Origin of the sequence: Cytobacillus sp. FSL R7-0680 (assembly GCF_038009245.1) — a bacterium.
Taxonomy (GTDB): domain Bacteria; phylum Bacillota; class Bacilli; order Bacillales; family Cytobacillaceae; genus Cytobacillus; species Cytobacillus kochii.
Genome location: NZ_JBBPAO010000003.1, coordinates 15,283 through 32,206, shown reverse-complemented (window position 1 = coordinate 32,206; position 16,924 = coordinate 15,283). Strand labels below are relative to the sequence as shown.

Genomic DNA, 16,924 nt, shown 5'->3' with positions numbered 1-16,924 from the left:
TTTGTTCTTAAACTAATATATGTAGGTTAACTGAATAAAAAAGCCAAGGATAATACTCCTTAGCTTTGTCATAATATACGGTTACTTACAAAGAATAAATCTATGCCATAAAAATATTCTTTGGAGGTAATGCAATATGACTGAACATCACACTAAACTAACTGCTTCTGAAATTGCTTCAATTTGGACTAGCTATACTCAAGATAGTATGTCCAAATGTGTTTTAGGTTATTTTTTAGAACATGTTGAAGATGAAGAAATTAGGTCTATTGTCCAATTTTCTTATGACCTTTCATCTACTCATATAGAAAAGCTAACAACCATATTTCAAGAGGAACAGATTCCAACGCCGAAAGGATTTACTTATGATGATGATGTGAATATGAACGCACCTCGTCTCTATACAGACCCTTTTATGCTAACCTATATCAACCATATGGCTAAGATTGGAATGCTCGGTTACAGTGGATTTGTTTCTATGAGTGCTAGAGATGATATAAGGGCCTATTATAGAGAAGGTCTTAATGAAACATCAGAATTGTATGAGCGCAGTTCAAAAATTGCTCTTTCAAAAGGATTATTTGTTAGAGCGCCATATATTGCCTATCCAAGTAAAACAGACTATATAGACACTAAAAAATATTTAAGTGGGCTAAATCCATTTTCTAACAAAAGGCCACTAAATGCGGTTGAAATATCCCATTTGTTTATGAATATTCAAACCAATATTATGGGAGCAAAGTTAGCCATTAGTTTTGCTCAAACATCATCAAGAAAAGAAATTCAACAATGGATGCTAAGAGGGAGAGATATTTCAAAAAAACATGTCGATTTATTTACAAAATCACTTCTTGATAACGATATTCAGCCTCCTGTTTCGTCAGATATTGCTATTACTGATTCAACTACACCTCCATTTTCGGATAAGTTAACAATGTTTCACATGAGTTTTATGAGCGCAGCAGGAACGGGAAATTATGCAACCGCAGCAGCTGCAAGTCAAAGAAGTGACCTTATTCTAAATTATGAACGCTTATCACTTGAAATCGCTCAATATACTAAAGATGGAGCCGACCTAATGATTAAAAATGCATGGATGGAGCAGCCACCTACCACAAAAGATAAGGACCAATTAACAAAGAAAAAAGATACTCTGGAATAATTAGCCTTCATTCTAATAACAATTTGAAATGTAGGAGTAATAAGAATGAAATGGAAATTGCTTTGGAGCATTGCTCTTCAAGCTTAGGTCAATTATTAAACGGTAAATATGTAAAGGGTATCGTGTTATTAGTCTTAGAATTTCTAATCAATATACAAGCGAATTTTAATGTAGCGATTATCTCTAGTTTTCAAGGGGACATTTCAACAGCGATTCAAGAAACTGATTATCAATGGTTAATGTTTTATCCGTGTTTATATTTTTTTGCAATATGTGATGCCCTTAAAGATGAAGGAGGAGGAACAAAATCTTATTCATTTCTCCCGTTTGTCTTTAGTGCTTATTTCGTAACTGTAGGATTAATCTATTCCTCAACTTTAAAAATATTTGGGGTACTACTCGGACCTGTTTTTTTACCTATGCTGTTTTTGATTCCAGGAATAAGCATTGGCTTATTTATAAGAATTGTATTAACCCGTTATAAAAGGATTTAATAATGTTTTAAAAGTATTATTAATAATCTTAGGTAGGTTCGTGAAAATTAACTGTAGTGTTGTTAAAACACTAAACTCAATGTGGAGGGATGTACTTTGAATATCCTTATTCGCTTGTTTCATATTTTACTTTTTATAGTTAGAAAGGCATTCTTAATAAGTTCAAATAATTTTCATTTTAAAAACTCATTAAGAACACCTTCTTTGATATAAGTAATAAGTAAAGTAAAATCTACTTCTCATTGAAAAAAAGGTGAGCATATGCTTACCTTTTTAAATTGCAGTTTTGGTCTACCACGTAATATTATTATTCAACTGCCGAAGGGTTTTCTGTAAATTTAAAAATCAGCAATGATCTTCCTCAATCGGGCGCGTTTCTTGAGCAAGGAATACGCCTTATTTAATGAATAAAAGGATTGAGTTATATTGTGAATTTTGAAATAATTGTTATTAAGCAATCGGCTACGTTTATTTAGGTACGTCTCTTTCTCGTGTAAGGGCCATTAAGGGAAGGAGCTTTCCTTGAGGCTGGATATTAATGATATTATATGCATGATTGTAATGGTCACAATAATTAATTAGGTTCTAAATTCTAACTTTTAAGGAGTCTCCTTATGAGAATAGATTCAAAAAAGAGAAGAGTACAACAAAAATATAAAGAAATAATTGAGCTTAAAAAACAAGAAAGAAAACACACTATTGAAGTGTTAATAGCTATTTTTTTAATCGTTTTTCTTTCTTTTCTGAATGGAGAAAATGCCAACGTCTTTAATTTTAATTCATCTGCTGTTGAAGTTGGGCACCCTGAGAATAAATGGATAGAAGTTGTTTCAAAAATGGATGAAAAATTAAAAGTGAATTATGCTCAATATACGGGTATAGCAATAGATTTCAATCCTAAACCTATAAAATATATTTTAAAAACTTCTATACAAGATTCAGATTTAGATAATGATCAACATTTAGGTGAATTGATTAAAGATGCTAATGCAATTATAGAATCAAGTAAATTACCCAACTTGCTTCAAGAAGATGAAACATACGAAATTATTGTAAGAGGAATAGATAACGATGAATTAGCCCGTAAAGGATTTTGAATGACAAGATTAAGTAATTGGTGCGCCAGTGAATCAACTAAAAGCAAAAGGAAAATCATTAATTTAATCTTCCGCAAACAGGCGCTTTAATTGAGAAATGAAAAAAGCCTAATTTCTTCACAGTTAATTGAGAAATTAGGCTTTTTGATATTGAAATTTCCTTAACGTTGTAAATCCGCATTTTCCTGACGCTACCCCCGTATGAGAGTTTTCGTTTGTATATTTGTATCCGTTCTTGAAAGATGTAATAGGTCGATTGGTGACGGCATCGAGCCTAACCAATCGACGTCTTTTCTTCAGAAAAGACGGAGCGCAATTTTTCTCGCTGGTAAGCCAGCTTAAAATTACTTATCGTACGCTTCAGGCTCCCTTATAGGGAGCCTTTTGCTTATGAGAAACGCCTGCGGGCATCGAGCCCTTGTCGTTTGCGGTCTATCAAGTACGCATAGACCGCTGGGTGTAGTGCCTTCTCCTTCCTTCGTTCTCCTCATTATAACAACTTCGCTTATGACAGATAGAAGGGCGGGCAATCAGGGAAAGAAAAGGGCAAAGCCAAGTAGGCTAAGGAGCAATAAGAAAGCAAAATACGCTTTCTAACTGCCCCTAAGTCATTGGGCTTCACTCCTTTTCTAACGCTTCCTCCTGTCAAGCATGGGAGAAAGCTACCCTTCTCTGGCAAGTCGGCTTCTTCGTAAGCCGACCCTTCCATCTGTTTGCGCGAATTGTTCAGTCCTTTCCGAACAAAGAAAGGAGAGAGGAAAATGAAAATGGAAAAAGTTTTAGAAATCGTAAGCATTAAACAGGTAATCACAGAGGTGGAGGTGCTGGAATCAATGACAGTTCATTCTCCAGAAGATGCCGCAAGAATAGCCGCAGCGTTTATTGGTGATGAAGACAGAGAGGTGTTCTTTGTCATGTGCTTAAACACCAAGAATCGTGTAGTGGCTGTGCATCGCTGCCACGTAGGAGGGTTGAACGCATCTATCGTCATGCCACGTGAGGTGTTTAAGAGTGCTATCCTGAATAATAGCGCATCAATCATTGTCTCGCACCAGCATCCGAGCCAAGACACGACTGCATCGAGAGAGGACATCGATGTAACAAAAAGGTTAGTTGAATGCGGTAAGATTTTAGGCATTGAGGTGCTAGATCATGTCATAGTCAATGAAAACGCAGACTTCTACAGTATGAAAGAAAAAGGATACATCTAAGCAGGAGGGAGAGCAATCTCCCTTTTTATGGTCATTTTCTCATAAAACAAAAACAATGCATGTTATTGTTTACTTAGTAAACAATAAATGATATACTTTGTTTACTAAGTAAACAAAGGGAGTTTTTTTAATGAAAAAAGCAACTGAAAAAGTCATTGAAAGTTTTCCTATGTTAGAAAGTAAAATTACAGCATATGAAAATGTACTTTTAACCGAAGAAGCTATGAATGGATTAAACGAGATCGAAAAGACTTTTTTAAAATTAATCTGGTTCTTTGAAGAGCCTGAATCTCAATCTTTTGATATAAGAAATCTCTATTTGCATCTTACTGATGAATGGCTTGAATTAGCATTAGAATTAATAACCGACTATTTTCGTGAAGAAACTTATTTAATTCATACAAAGCCTACTTTTTCTATTGTCAAAGAAGATGATGCATATTTGGGTATGAGTCAATTGGCAAATTACTTGACTGAAAATGGATTGAATTATAGTAAGCAAAGAATAAATATGGCTTATAAAAGAGGGAAAATGGCTGAACCCGATTTGGTTATTGCTGGTGTGAAGTATTGGTCTATTGAGACTGCAGAGAAGTTTCTAAAGGGAAACAAGTTATATTGATAGGTTGCTTCGTTTTAAGGAAAGTTCTAAGAGTCGAATTTAAAAGCAAGATGATGGGCGGCAGCACTACAGAAAGTAAATTTACTGCCATCTACTAAAAAGCGTGTAGATAGCCATAAATCAACATTCTGTACGTGTCACTGTGGCACTAAATGATCCGATAACAACGGCATGTACGGCTAGCGCCTACATTCCGTAAGTTCCTGTCTCCTTTGCCTTTCAGGCCGTACCCCATGAGCCGAAAACCTTTAACAACGTACAATAATGATTAAACCTTGGGCTTTGCCCAAACCCACCGGGGAAATCCTTCCCCAGACCCCGTTAAATCGGACTCCCCAACCCCTCAATCCTTGAGGGGCTCCCTCGCCGGTAGGCAGGTCAAAAGGTGTTGCCTTTTGACACAGCAAGAGGGTTTGGGTGTAGTGAGTCTATCAACTCCTTAATGCTCCCTGCGCTGCGGTCCGCTTACCGTTGACAGACGCCGTATATTAGCTTCTGTTCCTTTATGAGATAAATTATTAGTTTCAAAAAACAAATCAATCGTAATTCTTTAACCTTAGGTTACAATCCTCTACAGTAATATCTAATTTTCTAATCTTTTGTTTTAACGTCACTAAAACAATGGATGGAATGTCCTTTGATTCTTCTATAAACCTATTTACAATTTCTTTCTCTGCTAAAGCCGTATCCCTTTCATTTTCCAATTCCTTCACTCGTTCAGACATAAAGTCTTTAGAATGTCTCATTTAATCAACTCCGTTTTATTTTTGATTCGATCTGTGTTCAGGATTTAATAAATCTGCGAAGATAAAGGACCCTTTTGATTCGTAGTTTGCTACAAGGCTATGCAACGCCATTACAGCTAATTGGTTTTGCGACAGCCCTACCTCCTCCGACATCTTTTCTAATTCCTTTTTAAGTGTTTCTGGCATGTTGATGGGTAATCTCTTCATAGTTAAAACTCCTTTTAGTGTCTGTTTTAAATAGGTTCTTTGATTGGGGAAGAATCATAATTCTCGAATCTGCTATCACAGGTTGAACAGATTTTTATCCAATTAGGGTGCTCATCGTACATGGGCGTAAATATCCCTCCACAACTGCAAGCTTCACTATAATCAGGCTCTTCTGGTTCGTCAAATAACCCCTTTTGATGTGCCTGTTCCCATAAAAGGTCGTTTACTTTTTCTTTTAATTGGTCAATGGATTTTTTTAATGCAACTTCATTTTCCTCGAAATCTTTAATTTTACCTAGTAAATATTCATTCTGTTTTTCTAACTCAATAATTTTTTCCTTTTTACCGAAAAGCATACTATAAACCACCTTCCTTTTTAATGTTTCTTTAGTATCATTTTAGCACATAAAAAGCATCAAAACAATACTATTTGTCAGAATTTTGTGTTATAATATAGTTATAGCGATTGAATATTAATATTCAAAAAGGAGCGTTTGAAATGTCCAATATTAAAATAGCTACTGATGAATTGCACAATGCGTTTGAGTTATTAAATAAGACATTCTTTGATAATGGATTACCTAACCTCGCTATTACGATTCAATCAAGTGGAAAACGCAATTCAATGGGATGGTGTACAACAAAAGAAGTTTGGGGAGATCGTGACGGGAGAATCAAACTATATGAAATAAATATAGCTGCGGAATTTTTGGATTTAGACTTTTATGAAACTATGGATACATTAATGCACGAAATGGTGCACCTATACAACATCATTCATACTGTCCGAGATTGTAGTCGTGGTGGAACGTACCATAATAAAAAGTTTAAAGCCGAAGCAGAAAGACGAGGTTTTTACTTTGAATCAGATAAGCCAGATAAAAAATACGGATGGTATAACCCAAGATTAACAGAGGAAACAAAGCAGTTAATATCCACTCTTGATATTAATAAAAGTGCTTTTTTAATCGCTCGAAGGGGAATGGAATTACATCGTAATGAGGAAGAAGGTAATAAAGCAGAAGAACAAAAGGAAGAAAGGAAAAAATCTTATAAATGGGTTTGCCCTGGTTGCGACCTAATTGTTCGCTCTACGAAGCTTGATGTATCTTTAAAATGCTTAGAATGCAATGAAGAGTTGGAAGAAAGAGACTAAGGGAGAGGTTTTCTCTCCCCTGTATGGAGGTTGAAAAATGATAACTTGTGTGTACTGTGCTACTGAATTAAGTTCAAAATACTGCCCTTTTTGCGAAATGGAATTAAAGGAATATCAAATATCAAAGAATGGCAATCGCATGTCAAACACCATAGATTCAATTCCTGCAGAAGTAGAAATTTTCAAGGATACTAAAACCCTTATGGAGAAAGAAACCATTGAATTGTTATTCTTATTGCGTTATGCCAGAAAACACCGTTCTGATGTATATAATTTGCGTATAAACGTTCATAGGGCAACCAATCAAGGGAATGACATGCAAGAGTATGATACTTCCTCTTATAACGATTATGAGGAAGCTACCAGAAAAGTATGGGTGATTGAAAATATTATTAAGGAGCGTATAGGTTACTTCCCTAGTAAGGTGACTGAAAAATTCATTCATATTTATCTGGGCCGTATAAATCAATCTAACGAAAAGAAGATGAAAATTAAAGAATCATCGGTACAAGAAAATGCTTGAGTATAGCATTAGAAGGGAGGGAACTGTATGCATCCGATGAATAGTCTTTTTCCATTGTTGATAGGGTTATTTTTATATCTTGTTTTTAATCCTTTCTTCCAATCATTCGATCTACTATCTGTTTATTTCATTTGTGCTGTTCCAGCTGGTTGGTCAATGATTAACCGTTATAAAAATAATCCGACAGATACGCAGCTTATAATTCGCGAAATATATCGAGTGCGTTCTGATATATTCTTCGATTTATTTTTTTTAGCAATACGAAAGGGATTTAAGTTTTTTCTTGCTCTTATAATTGGCTGGTTAATTGCCCCTTATTTATTATTTGAAGCGATAACAGGAATTATATCAGCTATAAGAAAAATGAGAATTAAAGGAGTAGCACAATGAGGGTGATCGTAGCAGAAAATAAAATTACGAGGAATAAAAAAGGAGCTGGAAAGAAAGCTCCTTTTTCTGGTCAATGGCAGCACGTGTTAAAACAAAAAACCACCTTAAGGTGGTCTTGTGCTTTAGTTTCTAAAATATGACGCTTATTTATTTAATCGATTAATTACATCAGCCCAAAATTCTTCCGATACTTTTAATTCAAAGGCATCCAGTTCTTTTGTTTGTTTGAGCGAATCTAGGTGTTTAAGCATTTCTTGCTTCGTTTCAAAAACTCTTTTGATATTATTGTTTGGTTCGTTAATTTGCTCTATAACAATACCTTCGTCATTTTTATAGATTTCTAAAGTCCCCATTTTTATCTCCTTTATTTTAGGTTATTATCCAACTGTAAAATTAAGCAAAAGGGTCGTCGAAATCATCGAGACTCGACCATGCAGAGTTAGAGCTCTCTTCTTTTTCTCTTGGTTCTATTGTTTTTGTTGTCTCTTTTGTAATTACTTCTTTTTCTGGTTGTTCCTCTTTTTGTATTTCTGGTTGATATATAGGTTGCTTTCCATTAGTTGATGAAAGATCAAAATTAATCTTTCTTGGCATTACTTCTGCAACATCTACAAAGCCTGTTTGGTTGTAAAGTTGTTGAGCTGCATATAAGAAGAAGTTAGATAGGTCGGATTGTTTGTTAATCCATTCTACAAATTCAGGTGTAATATCGCGGCTTAAATAAATGTTTATCCTATCTCCTTGCTTATATACCTTATTTCGAGTGCGTGCCACTTGCAGTTACACCTAATTCTCTTTCTTTCTGTTGTTCGTACCTTGGTGAGCATGTATATACGAGTAAGCCGCGCGCATTTACAAACATAGGGTCTTTTAAGAATGTAACGTTAGTCATACGATCCTTGGATTTTAGAATTGGCTGCAAGTAAGGTTTAAGTATTGCTGCTCCACCGCCATAGATAAACACAAAAGGGTCATCCTTTAAATCGTCAATCTTATTTATAATCGAGCTGCTAATTTGTGTTGATAGTTGTAACAACCCTGTTTTGGATTCTGCAACTAGATCATTATGACGAGGATGTTCAGGGTCAAAGTAGATTTCGTTAAATTCTGCCATGCTATCAATGGATTTTCTAGGATTATTACGATTCCAACGCTTGATAATTTCATTAATAGTAGATTTAACCCCGAAATTCAACCCTTCTGAAAGTTTAGGGTTATATTTAACGCCTTCTGTCACAACGATTTCAGTTGTGCCAGCACCAATATCAAAATGCAAGAGGGTTTTATTGGTGAAATCTACTTTCATAATTTTATCGCCAATTTCTATTTTTCTTTCTGTAACTTTTCCGTTTTCATCAAAGACTACACCCCAAGCTGCGGCTGCGCCTTCAGGTAAGCATTTGCAGTATTCGATTTTTAAAGTGACATAAACATTCCTTCCTGATGGATGATGGAAGATAATTTCGTGTGTACCCATAAAACGAGTAGCGTTATTTTTGGCACTTTCTTGTGTGATTGTATTTACTGGTAAGGCAACAGATAGATCATAAGAAACTTCAATATTATCTTGCCCGTAATTCTTTTTGATTGCGTCGATGGCGAGCCCAGAAAGTGTCACAATAACAGGAATTTCATCTTTAGATTTATCGGACTTTTTTTCTAATTCATTTGGTGTAAGGTTATCTTTTAAAACTTTTTCTCCTATTATATATCTTTCTCCATTCCTTGTTAGAGCTTTAGAGTTGATAGTTACATCAATATTTTCTAATAAGTCATTAGCTGCAATATCATCCATGTCCATTAATTCAGTTGTTTCGCCCATGTAATAAGAAAAAACAGTAGGAATTGTTATAGGGTCTGTATCCTTTACCCAAAGTTTTAATCCGTTGTTCCCAGCGTCTGCACCAGCTTTTAAAATCGTCATCAGAAAAACACTCCTTAATTGGTTTATTTTGCTATCTTAAGTATAGTATACATTTATTTTAATACTCTGGCAACACATTTTATGTATTTTATGCGCACAAAATGCGTAAAAAATAGTGTTTTTTTATATTCTTTATACATATAATATATTATATTATGCGCACAAATAGCGCATAAAAAAACCGATTGGCTTCTTTTCGCCGATCGGAAGAATAGTAGACAAACAAAAAAGTTTTATGTATAGTTATAGATAATTCTAAAATTTACTAGTCTAAGAGATTTTTTATAATAAAAATACAAAAACAAATACATAAAAAAACAAGTAAAAAGAGCCGTGCTGTCAACACCGCTCTTTTAGAAATAAGCTAGCTCCACGGCAACCAACCTCGATCTAGCTTTGATAGGTAAATCATGATGCTGTCAACATCATGATTGTTCTTATTCATATATGTACTTATCATATATGAAATTTTGGATAATTGCAATGTTTTTTGTTCGGTAAAACCTAACAAAATTCTGCATCTTTCTCTATCAAAGTTAAAGGTTTAGGACCGCTACAGGGCAGCTTGTGGCGGTCTTTTTGTGTGGAGAAGGAGAAGAAATGAACGCATTAAGAGAGATTTATAGAGATCAACTAACAGATTTACCAAAAAAACAAATAGATAAGCAGCAAAGCGGTTATAACAGTCATTTGGGTTGGGTTTATGTTTGTAATACGTTTTACGAAAAGCCTAAAGCTGTGCGTACATATCGCTCCTTATTTGGTGCGACAGAAGCTTATACATATTACACACCTAATACGTTTTACCGCAATGATCAACGTCATGAGGGTGCTTTACGTTGGCTAAATGCTATGGTTGTTGATATAGATGCAAAAAATGGATACAACCAGGGCGGGCTTTTTCTTCCTGATGTATTGGATTCTGTAAATGATGCAGGACTCCCCATGCCTTCTTTAGTTGTTTCAACACCTTCAGGTGGTTTTCACCTTTATTGGTATTTGAATAGCCCTAAAAGAGCTTTTCCAAAAGTGACAGCTCATTATAAACGAATTCAAATGAGTATTGCTGAAGCTTTAAATGGCGATTTACAGGCTGTGGGAGCAGAGCGATGGTTTCGTATGCCTACCGAATCAAACATTGTTTATCAGACTGATAGTCGTATTAGTTTTGATAATCTATGTGACTGGTTATCTATTTATCAAGAAGAAAAAGCAGAAGAAAGGAAAGTAACTTGTGTAGGTGTAGATGGATTACTACAACATCCAGCAATCAAAAAGCTTTTAGAAGGCGTATCAGAAGGTCAAAGAGATAACACTTGCTATACGCTTGCTTTGGCATACAAAGCGAATGGATACAGTGAAAATGAAACAGAAGGTTTTTTGCAAGAATGGAATGCTTTAAATGAGCCACCCATGCGTCAATTAGATGTTAAAAGAAAAGTAAAAAGCGCATTTAAAAAAGATGCTCCGCATGGCCCGTCATCTTATTGGATTCGCTTGCTTTCAGGTATGCCATTTACTTATCAAACATGGGAGGAAGCAAAACCAAGAGAAGAACGTACATATAGCCATTTTGATGAATGGAAAGAAGATATTATTAACTATTTAAAAGCCAAAGGAGGAAGTGTATCTGCTGCACAAAGAAAGATTGCTGAAGAGGTTAGGTCGTCATCAAATGAGAAAAAAAACATCCCGTATACAACTTTTAAAAAGATTATAGAACACCTTGTTCAAATTGGAATAATTACAAAGAAGATAAAAGGAAAAGGACGTGCTGCGGAAACCACTTTAACCCTTATTAAGAAAACAAAAGTCATCCCTTTCCAACGCAAAAGGGAACAAAAAAGAAATGGGTCCAATTCAAATACATTTATAGATCAGGTGGTGGGTGGGTCAACTGGTTTGTTTTTGCTTTCTAATAATTCTTTATCTGGCTCTTCAAAATTTCTTGAGGAACCAGCTTCTTTACTATTGCCTTCTGGAGAAATGGACCACCTAAAAACAGGAAAAATACTGGTGTATATTGGGAATAAGGTCCCTTGTATATAATTTCCAGTGTGTTATGATTAAGGCAATTAATCATATAATCAAATATTAAATAATACTAATCACCACTTTAAGTTATTAATTAATTGGTTTGGGTGGTTGAGCGGTGTCCGGTCCTGCCAAATGATCACGGCTAGGTGAATCGTTTACCCGTGATCATTTGGCAGGACCTTAGATATTTAACCCACTTACCTGATTTCAAATGTTATGTAGTGGTAGGGGGGAGTGGTGAATAGTAAGTAAGTGAGAGAGAGTAAGTAAGTTAAGTAAGTAAGAGAGAGTGAGTGTGGGGGGAGGTAAGTGGGTAGAGAGTTAAGTTCAAGAGAGTAAGTTCAAGTAAAGGAGTTCAAGAGAGAGGGGAAAAGAGGATATTTTATGAGAGTGTGGTGGATAGATCGGTTAGGATAAAGAGGTAATTGGAAGTTAGAATTTTGTGATTGGTAAAGAAATGTAATTGAGAAAATAATATATTAGTTGATAATGAGTTTTTAGGGAGGTGGAGTATTTGAGGTATCATTTATTGCCATTTTTGATTCCGAAAAGTGGAAAAATTTATGAATTAAAGACAACGATGGATGCAAAGATTTTGTATTTTAAAGATGAAACAGCATGGTCGACAATGTTGAGTTTTCTAAATAGACCATGGTATAGAAGATTGATTAAGCAAGAATGGATTAGTTGGGAAATTATTGCCACAAAAGATGATATAAGATTTTTTGTTTGGGTTCCTGATGATCATGTAGGAAGAGCATTTAAAAGTAAATATTATGCAGAACATCCAGAAGTAGAAATTACAGAAGTTAACCCAACTCCATTAGATTTTAAACGCCCTCATGCAGCAACGAAGCTATTCACCGAGAGTCATTGGACAGTTCCCATCAAGACATACCACAATGAAGTTGTAGATACCCAAGCAGAAATAATTGAGTTTTTAGATGGATTAGAAGATGAGCAAGAAATTCATATGCAATTTTTAGTTCAGCCGGCTTATGGCACTGAGAGAAGTTTTAGAGGAATTACTAAACAATTTCATAAACAAGGCGCAGCGGATGAAACATTAGAAAAAGATAATGAGTTATATTTGTCAGCTATTGAGGGGAAATCAACTCGTGTTTTATCTAGGATTGGCATAAAGGTTGTTGCGTTTGGTCGAGATCAAAAAGATGTTAAATCTTTAATTAAAAGCGCTAAAGGTTCTATAGGTACTTTCTCTAGCGGAAGGCTTAATCAGTTAAAAGGTCGTGAATGGTGGTGGTTTCGAACGATTCGCCCTTTATTTCGATGGGAGTTTCAAAATCGATTATTTTCCATTGAAACTAAAAAAAAGCGAGTTATTTTAGGCACTGAAGAAATGGCCGCAATTATGAGATTGCCAAGCGAACGAGTGCAAAATAATAAGTTGAATCGTTTGAAAATGAGGGCTACCCCATTGCCAAAGGAATTAAAGAAACCTTCATTTGACCCGAATTTGACGATATCCCTAGGAGATCATCAATATCATGGGCATGAAACTAGTGTATTGTTTGATTTAGCTACACTTAGATATCATGCAGCATTTCTTGGAATGTCTGGTATGGGTAAATCAACAGCGATGTATAATCTCGTGGAAGATTTAATCAAATTGGATGGAGTTGGTACATCTATAGGTGGAACGGTTATTGATCCCCATGGTGATTTATGTCAGGACATTGCAGCACGTATTCCGCCTGAAAAGCAGCATCTTGTGAGATACATCAAATTTTCAGAAGGGGAATTTCCTTTTAATGTTTATGATGTTGATTTTGCTACAAGTGAGGATAAAATTGCACAAACGGTAGCAGATGTATTAAAACGAACTTGGAAGGATTTTTGGGGTCCTAATATTGATGACAATTTCTTAAATGGAGGAATCACCTTACAACGAGTAGGGGAAGCAAGCTTGCCGAATTTACAGAGGCTTTTAAGTGACCCTGATTATCGTGATTCTGTTTTAGAACGTTTGGATCGAGCAGACCCTATAGAAAATGACTTGTTCCTTTATTTTGCGAATTTACAACAGTTGCAAGATAGGGAACTTCAAGCAAAAACAAATTCTACTCTTAATAAGCTTCGTAAAATTACTTTATCAGGTGTATTAGGAAAAATGTTGAGAGCAAAAACAAATGGTTTACGCTTTCGAGAAAGTATGGATGAAGGGCGAATCAATTTATTGGATTTATCAGAGTTAACCAGTGATGAAAAGAAATTGATTGGCTCAATGTGTTTAACGTTTGCTGAATTGGCAGGGAAAAGTCGTGCAGATACACCAGCATCTGAAAGAAGCCGTTTACCTTATCATTTTGTGATGGTAGATGAGGCGCCAACGCTTATGGAGCATAGTACTGACGCTATCGAATCTTTTGCTTCGGAACTTCGGAAGTATAAAACATCTATTATTTTAGGGATGCAGGGGATTAAAGATCAGCTGCCACGAGAAGTTGCGTCAGCGATTTTCAGAAACTTTGGAACTCTTGTTTCTTTCCGTTTAGGAGAGCCAGATGACGCAGCATATGTGAATAGATCGATGACATCGGAAACATTAAAAGAATCGGATTACCTTCAAGTTGAGCCTTATCATGCATATATGCGTATGCAGGTTGGAAATGAACGAACAAGACCTTTTCTGATTCGGATGAAAGCACCACAAGAAGCATTTTATCAATCTTCGATTCCTGGTATTAAACAAAGAACGATTGAAGAGGCATTAGAGTATGAAAAATTAGCTGTTCCAGTGGTTACGAAAGAATCGGAAGTAGAACCAGTTGATGAATATATGGAATTAGATGTGTTGGTTGGCGATGGTGAAATTCCTGACCAAGAAAATGAAGCATTTCATGAGATAAGTGGTGAATTACATGCTTTAACAGAAGAATTAATGGAACAAGATGAGCAGAAAGATGAATCTGAAAATGATGGTTTAATTGCTGATGACACAAATCAAGAGGACACACCAAATCTAGAAGATAATCAGGAGAAGAGGGAGTCAAATGATAAAAAAGCGGTTAATATCGAGGATTTATTGGTTTAGGGGGTTAATGAGGAATGGTAAAAAGAATCGGAGATATAGAAGAACAATTATTTGTATCATTGCATGACTTGGTTTTTGTGGATGTACCGTATTTAGAAAAATACATCTATGTTCACCCTGACGGGACAGCTTATTCTAGACCGTGGATATCACGGCAAATGAACGCATTGCAAAGAGAGGGTTATATTAAATCTTTTCCAGTTGCTAAAGCGTCAACACGTGGAAATGACCGTTTAGTTTACACCTTAGATAATAAGGGTGTGCAAGAAGTAAAAGAGATTTTAGGGGAATCTGATTGGGATAAACGATGGACTGATCGTACACCAACATATATTTATCATTCATTGCAGATGTCTCATATTCAAGGTGCTTATGCTTCACAAAAAGATAAAGTATTTGCTTTTAAAGAATTTTTCTCTGAAAGGCGAGCTTTCAGGAATTATGGGGAATCCTCAAAAGACAAAGAAGGTAAAGTGAAGCAATCAGCAACTACTGTTATTCGGCCCGATGGTGCATTTGTTTTAGAACGCACGCTAAATGAGCAATCTATTCAAATTTTATACTTAGTGGAATTAGAAAGAAGTCGTCAAAGGATTGATGTCACCATAAATAAGTTACGACGCTATAACGAATATGTGAGAAAAGGCGCTTATAAAGATGATGTGGTTTTTGGTGATAATATACAACTTGTTCGTGTTTTATTTGTATCGAGTAACCAAAACGAAAGAGATCAATTGATGAGAAATGCTAAAAAAGCAGAATCAAGAGAAATCGAAAAAATTGGCGGTGCTTTGATGTTTGCTACTTATGATGAGGTTTTAGAAAACCCTTACGGTGACATATGGAAGGCTGCGCATTCTACTGACCAAGAGAAACTATATAGCCTATATAAACGTATAGAATAAAAAGTTGAATATTAATATTCAAAAATTGGAGCTGCACTTGAAAGGAGGTGATTCGATTGGGGTACAAGGTGAAGCGAGGTTCTTCATCGAGTGGTGATAGTACCATTAAAGATATGCTATTGGGCTTTTTAAAGCGATTAGTCGGATTAGTCATCATTCTTGCACTTATGATTATTGCTGGATACTTTCTATTTCAATTTGCTTATGATCAATATCCACCTTTCGCAGAAGCAGCAGATGATGTCTTAGGTTGGCTGAAAAGCTTTTATACTGAATATGGTATTTGGGCAACTCTAGGATTAATTCTTTTCCTTTGTATAGCTGTTTGGGCTTTAGGAGAAGAAGCCAAGAAAAAAGATAGTAGAAAGAAAGCCATGGAAGAAATGATGAAATAAAAAGGAGGGCATTATGAAAAAGCGAGAATATCCGAAAACGGTATTCAGAAAAAAAATGCTTAAAGGTGTGTTTTGGACTGGGTTTGGGCTTGTGTTGTTCTTATCAATTATCGCTATTGTCAGAGTGGGAAATGCAGGAGCCAATGAAACAAAAGAAGAGATTCCGATAGAAGCACAAGAGGAAGTGATAAATCTAGCAGCTAAAGAGGGCGGTCAAACCTTTGCGCAAACCTTTGCGTCTCAATATTTCATTTGGGAAAACACCGATGAAGCAAAAGAAAAAAGAGGGGAACGCTTATCTAAATATTTAGCTGAAGGATTAGATCAGCAAGCAGGATTATCTTATGAAGGGATGGAATGGAGCAGCACGTTATCTTCTTCACAAGTATGGAAGGTAGAAGAAACGAAAAAAGATGAAGCTTTGATTACACTACGAATCAATCAGAACTTGAAAAAGGTGATTCCACCTGACAAAAAGGCAGTAGAAAAAGCTAAGAAGGATAAAAAGAAACCACCTCAACCTAAAGAAGAAACATCAGGACCACACGAAAAATACTTTGTTGTTCCAGTGAAAACAGATGGCCAATCTTATGTAGTGCATCAAATACCTTATTTCGTGGCTGCCCCTCAAAAGCCAGACATTGCAGCAGACACTAAAATAAGCGAAGAAGATAAAGTGTTAAGTTCTGAATTGCAGGAAGAAGTAAAAACCTTCTTATATACCTTCTTCAAGGTATATACGACAGGCACACAAGAAGAATTAACTTATTATTTGAAAGATAATGATGATTCAGTTTTATCTATGACTGGTATCATGACTTTCAAAGAAGTGAAAAACCTTGTCGTGAAGGAAGGGGAAAAAGAAGGAGAATATATCGTTCATGCCACGGTTGCTTTTAGCGATCAACATTCTAAAGCAGAACTTGTTTACCCGTATGAAATGGAAATTGTCAAAGATAATCGATGGTTTGTAAATAAATTAAAGAATCAATAATTAGGA

18 protein-coding genes and 1 pseudogene are annotated in these 16,924 nt (G+C 35.5%); 13 read left to right on the top strand and 6 right to left on the bottom strand.

The window, feature by feature from the left end; genetic code table 11:
- Positions 1 to 136: 136 nt before the first annotated feature.
- From MKY26_RS23285 to MKY26_RS23265, 5 genes and pseudogenes are all read left to right on the top strand, one after another.
- A complete protein-coding gene (locus MKY26_RS23285; protein WP_341099387.1) occupies positions 137 to 1,162 on the top strand; it encodes a DUF3231 family protein in 1,026 nt (341 codons plus the stop codon).
- A 45-nt stretch (positions 1,163 to 1,207) separates the two neighbouring features.
- Positions 1,208 to 1,656 (top strand): annotated as a pseudogene (locus tag MKY26_RS23280) (hypothetical protein).
- Between the two features lie 614 nt (positions 1,657 to 2,270).
- Complete coding sequence (locus MKY26_RS23275) at positions 2,271 to 2,753, top strand: hypothetical protein (protein WP_251162848.1); 483 nt, start codon at positions 2,271 to 2,273, stop codon at positions 2,751 to 2,753.
- Positions 2,754 to 3,520: 767 nt separating this feature from the next.
- Positions 3,521 to 3,964 (top strand): JAB domain-containing protein, encoded by a 444-nt coding sequence (locus MKY26_RS23270; RefSeq protein WP_341099407.1) that lies wholly within the window; start codon positions 3,521 to 3,523, stop codon positions 3,962 to 3,964.
- A 130-nt stretch (positions 3,965 to 4,094) separates the two neighbouring features.
- On the top strand, positions 4,095 to 4,586 hold the full coding sequence (locus MKY26_RS23265; RefSeq protein WP_340978783.1) for a hypothetical protein: 492 nt from the start codon (positions 4,095 to 4,097) through the stop codon (positions 4,584 to 4,586).
- 536 nt (positions 4,587 to 5,122) lie between these two features.
- Here MKY26_RS23265 and MKY26_RS23260 read toward each other — a convergent pair.
- Genes MKY26_RS23260 through MKY26_RS23250 form a run of 3 tightly spaced genes read right to left on the bottom strand, consistent with a single transcriptional unit; the run spans position 5,123 to position 5,895 of the window.
- Positions 5,123 to 5,332: a hypothetical protein gene (locus MKY26_RS23260; protein ID WP_340978782.1), complete on the bottom strand. Its 210-nt coding sequence runs from the start codon at positions 5,330 to 5,332 to the stop codon at positions 5,123 to 5,125.
- Positions 5,333 to 5,347: 15 nt separating this feature from the next.
- Complete coding sequence (locus tag MKY26_RS23255) at positions 5,348 to 5,539, bottom strand: hypothetical protein (protein WP_340978779.1); 192 nt, start codon at positions 5,537 to 5,539, stop codon at positions 5,348 to 5,350.
- Positions 5,540 to 5,565: 26 nt separating this feature from the next.
- Positions 5,566 to 5,895 (bottom strand): hypothetical protein, encoded by a 330-nt coding sequence (locus tag MKY26_RS23250; RefSeq protein WP_340978777.1) that lies wholly within the window; start codon positions 5,893 to 5,895, stop codon positions 5,566 to 5,568.
- A 143-nt stretch (positions 5,896 to 6,038) separates the two neighbouring features.
- Here MKY26_RS23250 and MKY26_RS23245 point away from each other — a divergent pair, with 143 nt between their 5' ends.
- Genes MKY26_RS23245 through MKY26_RS23235 form a run of 3 tightly spaced genes read left to right on the top strand, consistent with a single transcriptional unit; the run spans position 6,039 to position 7,608 of the window.
- Complete coding sequence (locus MKY26_RS23245) at positions 6,039 to 6,695, top strand: SprT-like domain-containing protein (protein ID WP_340978776.1); 657 nt, start codon at positions 6,039 to 6,041, stop codon at positions 6,693 to 6,695.
- A gap of 37 nt (positions 6,696 to 6,732) precedes the next feature.
- The gene (locus MKY26_RS23240; RefSeq protein ID WP_340978774.1) at positions 6,733 to 7,218 is read left to right on the top strand and encodes a hypothetical protein; all 486 of its coding nucleotides are present in this window, start codon (positions 6,733 to 6,735) and stop codon (positions 7,216 to 7,218) included.
- A gap of 27 nt (positions 7,219 to 7,245) precedes the next feature.
- A complete protein-coding gene (locus tag MKY26_RS23235; protein WP_340978773.1) occupies positions 7,246 to 7,608 on the top strand; it encodes a hypothetical protein in 363 nt (120 codons plus the stop codon).
- Between the two features lie 143 nt (positions 7,609 to 7,751).
- Here the strand turns inward: MKY26_RS23235 and MKY26_RS23230 are convergent, their stop codons facing one another.
- From MKY26_RS23230 to MKY26_RS23220, 3 genes are read right to left on the bottom strand one after another with little or no spacing between them, the layout of a single operon-like run.
- A complete protein-coding gene (locus MKY26_RS23230; protein ID WP_341099384.1) occupies positions 7,752 to 7,961 on the bottom strand; it encodes a hypothetical protein in 210 nt (69 codons plus the stop codon).
- A gap of 40 nt (positions 7,962 to 8,001) precedes the next feature.
- A complete protein-coding gene (locus tag MKY26_RS23225; protein ID WP_340978769.1) occupies positions 8,002 to 8,382 on the bottom strand; it encodes a hypothetical protein in 381 nt (126 codons plus the stop codon).
- Positions 8,363 to 9,535, bottom strand: a complete 1,173-nt coding sequence (locus MKY26_RS23220; protein ID WP_340978822.1) for a ParM/StbA family protein — start codon at positions 9,533 to 9,535, stop codon at positions 8,363 to 8,365. The genes MKY26_RS23225 and MKY26_RS23220 overlap by 20 nt, the downstream gene beginning before the upstream one ends.
- Before the next feature lie 597 nt (positions 9,536 to 10,132).
- Here MKY26_RS23220 and MKY26_RS23215 point away from each other — a divergent pair.
- The 5 genes from MKY26_RS23215 to MKY26_RS23195 all read left to right on the top strand — a co-directional run bounded on the left by MKY26_RS23215 (position 10,133) and on the right by MKY26_RS23195 (position 16,918).
- Positions 10,133 to 11,581, top strand: coding sequence for a primase C-terminal domain-containing protein (locus MKY26_RS23215; protein ID WP_341099382.1), 1,449 nt, complete (start codon positions 10,133 to 10,135; stop codon positions 11,579 to 11,581).
- 502 nt (positions 11,582 to 12,083) lie between these two features.
- Positions 12,084 to 14,624 carry an ATP-binding protein gene (locus MKY26_RS23210; RefSeq protein ID WP_340978765.1) on the top strand — a complete coding sequence of 847 codons (2,541 nt, stop codon included), beginning with the start codon at positions 12,084 to 12,086 and terminating at the stop codon, positions 14,622 to 14,624.
- Between the two features lie 14 nt (positions 14,625 to 14,638).
- The gene (locus tag MKY26_RS23205) at positions 14,639 to 15,529 is read left to right on the top strand and encodes a replication-relaxation family protein (RefSeq protein WP_289432528.1); all 891 of its coding nucleotides are present in this window, start codon (positions 14,639 to 14,641) and stop codon (positions 15,527 to 15,529) included.
- Between the two features lie 56 nt (positions 15,530 to 15,585).
- A complete protein-coding gene (locus MKY26_RS23200; protein ID WP_289432527.1) occupies positions 15,586 to 15,924 on the top strand; it encodes a hypothetical protein in 339 nt (112 codons plus the stop codon).
- Positions 15,925 to 15,937: 13 nt separating this feature from the next.
- The gene (locus MKY26_RS23195; protein WP_340978761.1) at positions 15,938 to 16,918 is read left to right on the top strand and encodes a conjugal transfer protein; all 981 of its coding nucleotides are present in this window, start codon (positions 15,938 to 15,940) and stop codon (positions 16,916 to 16,918) included.
- Positions 16,919 to 16,924: the final 6 nt, after the last annotated feature.

Excerpts from the sequence above, each read along its gene's own strand:
- MKY26_RS23285 (WP_341099387.1), top strand. The coding sequence starts at position 137 with ATGACTGAACATCACACTAAACTAACTGCTTCTGAAATTGCTTCAATT.
- MKY26_RS23275 (WP_251162848.1), top strand. The coding sequence starts at position 2,271 with ATGAGAATAGATTCAAAAAAGAGAAGAGTACAACAAAAATATAAAGAA.
- MKY26_RS23270 (WP_341099407.1), top strand. The coding sequence starts at position 3,521 with ATGGAAAAAGTTTTAGAAATCGTAAGCATTAAACAGGTAATCACAGAG.
- MKY26_RS23265 (WP_340978783.1), top strand. The coding sequence starts at position 4,095 with ATGAAAAAAGCAACTGAAAAAGTCATTGAAAGTTTTCCTATGTTAGAA.
- MKY26_RS23260 (WP_340978782.1), bottom strand. The coding sequence starts at position 5,332 with ATGAGACATTCTAAAGACTTTATGTCTGAACGAGTGAAGGAATTGGAA.
- MKY26_RS23255 (WP_340978779.1), bottom strand. The coding sequence starts at position 5,539 with ATGAAGAGATTACCCATCAACATGCCAGAAACACTTAAAAAGGAATTA.
- MKY26_RS23250 (WP_340978777.1), bottom strand. The coding sequence starts at position 5,895 with ATGCTTTTCGGTAAAAAGGAAAAAATTATTGAGTTAGAAAAACAGAAT.
- MKY26_RS23245 (WP_340978776.1), top strand. The coding sequence starts at position 6,039 with ATGTCCAATATTAAAATAGCTACTGATGAATTGCACAATGCGTTTGAG.
- MKY26_RS23240 (WP_340978774.1), top strand. The coding sequence starts at position 6,733 with ATGATAACTTGTGTGTACTGTGCTACTGAATTAAGTTCAAAATACTGC.
- MKY26_RS23235 (WP_340978773.1), top strand. The coding sequence starts at position 7,246 with ATGCATCCGATGAATAGTCTTTTTCCATTGTTGATAGGGTTATTTTTA.
- MKY26_RS23230 (WP_341099384.1), bottom strand. The coding sequence starts at position 7,961 with ATGGGGACTTTAGAAATCTATAAAAATGACGAAGGTATTGTTATAGAG.
- MKY26_RS23215 (WP_341099382.1), top strand. The coding sequence starts at position 10,133 with ATGAACGCATTAAGAGAGATTTATAGAGATCAACTAACAGATTTACCA.
- MKY26_RS23205 (WP_289432528.1), top strand. The coding sequence starts at position 14,639 with ATGGTAAAAAGAATCGGAGATATAGAAGAACAATTATTTGTATCATTG.
- MKY26_RS23195 (WP_340978761.1), top strand. The coding sequence starts at position 15,938 with ATGAAAAAGCGAGAATATCCGAAAACGGTATTCAGAAAAAAAATGCTT.